The 1,618-nt window shown below is 44.6% G+C and carries 1 protein-coding gene and 1 pseudogene; one reads left to right on the forward strand and one right to left on the reverse strand.

Going from position 1 to position 1,618, the window contains the following annotated elements; all coding sequences use genetic code 11:
* Nucleotides 1–406, forward strand: a 406-nt coding sequence (locus tag R7Q09_RS24150) for a transposase (RefSeq protein WP_318143702.1), incomplete at its 5' end; no start/stop codon positions are given.
* A gap of 300 nt (nt 407–706) precedes the next feature.
* Here R7Q09_RS24150 and R7Q09_RS24155 read toward each other — a convergent pair.
* Nucleotides 707–1,618 (reverse strand): annotated as a pseudogene (locus tag R7Q09_RS24155) (IS5 family transposase); the annotation flags it as partial.

The following is a 1,618-nucleotide window of genomic DNA, read 5'->3' on the forward strand; positions in this document are numbered from 1 at the left end:
AAGGTATGAGGCTATTCGGAATATTCCTGGTTTTGGTCCGATTTTGACAGCGGCACTGATTAGTGAGGTTGGTACTGGGAACCAATTCCAAAATGATCGCCAGTTCTCAGCATGGTGTGGCTTGGTTCCAAAACAAAATAGTACAGGTGGAAAAAGTAGTCTCGGCTCTTTATCGAAGAATGGTAATCGCGAATTAGGAGCATTACTTATTCACGGTGCTCGCGCAGTGGTTCGGTGTGGAGCTAACAAAGTGGATTCTATGGGAGCATGGTTGAGAGGACTCATTGCACGCCGAGGCAAAGCAAAAGCGATTGTCGCTCTTGCAAACAAGCTCGGTCGGGTAGCATGGCACATCTTGGTGAAAAATAGTGAATACGATATTAATCAGGCCTTTAAGCCTGTTTGATAAAAAATAGCAAGTTCTAAGGAGTTATCCTAGAGAAGCAACTGAGTTTGCAATAGCTGATGAATAAACGGTGAACCATCCTTACTACACTCTGATAACGCAACATGGTTATTGAAACCGAGGCTTTGAAAAGACAGTGAGGGGCGGATTACATCATGGTGCAGGTTTATTATCGACCTAGAAAGACGTCGGATATATGTTAGCGACCGTATCATTCAATTAGCCATTGCATCCTGAGGTGCGTCCATATATGTTGCGTAATTCGGTCAGAGAACCCAACCGTCTGAAATTGAACAATTCTTATACAATACACTGAGTTTCAGGCATACCAAGCCCTGTAATTTTTTCAGCGCTTTAATCATGGCGTAAGTTTCACCAACCTGAGCATTGTAGCTTCTCAGACTTAATCGCCCACCTAACAACTGCTTCACTCGATACATTGCTGTCTCTGATAGTGAGCGTTTATGATAGCCGTACCGCTTCTTCCACTTATTGTTGGAGCCGTAGAGCTTCTGGCAACCTACCGCTAAATTCCTAGGGTGACCATTCTCCCAGAAGGCTGCCCCTTCTCTTGGAGGGATAAGTGGAACAGCTCGCTTGAACCGTATAGCATCGTGGCAATCCCTTGTGTCATAAGCGCCATCACCAGATATCTCGATAATTCTTCGGCGTGTTTGCTTGAGCAAGTTAGGAAGGACTTCTGCATAGGTAACATTTAATAAACTCAGTTCTGCCGCGACGATTTCATGAGTGCTGGTGTCTACCGCTAAATGCAATTTTCTCCAGACCCTACGCTTCCCGTCAGTACCATGCTTCTTGACCTTCCATTCACCTTCGCCATAAACCTTGAGACCCGTCGCATCAAAGGCTAGATGCTGTATTGCACCTTTAGTCTTTGGTTTGAATGAAACCTCGACTTGCTTAGCTCTTCGACTGATACAGCTGTAATGTGGGCAGAGTATAGGGACGTTAGCCAATGAAAAAACAGAATCGATAAGCCCTTGCAATGCTCTCAACGGCATTGAGAAAACTCGCTTCACCATAAGCGCAGTGGTAATGGCTAAGCCGATGATTTAGCAATGTATTATAAGTTTTCCTTGTTTGCTTTTCTTCCATTCGGCGATCGCATCCTCACCAATCCAAAGGTCAGAGAACCACGGTTAATTAAGGTTTGAGGGTACTACTTCCAGTTAGTTTTTTTGTAACCAGGTA

The organism is Vibrio sp. 2130-1, assembly GCF_033339515.1.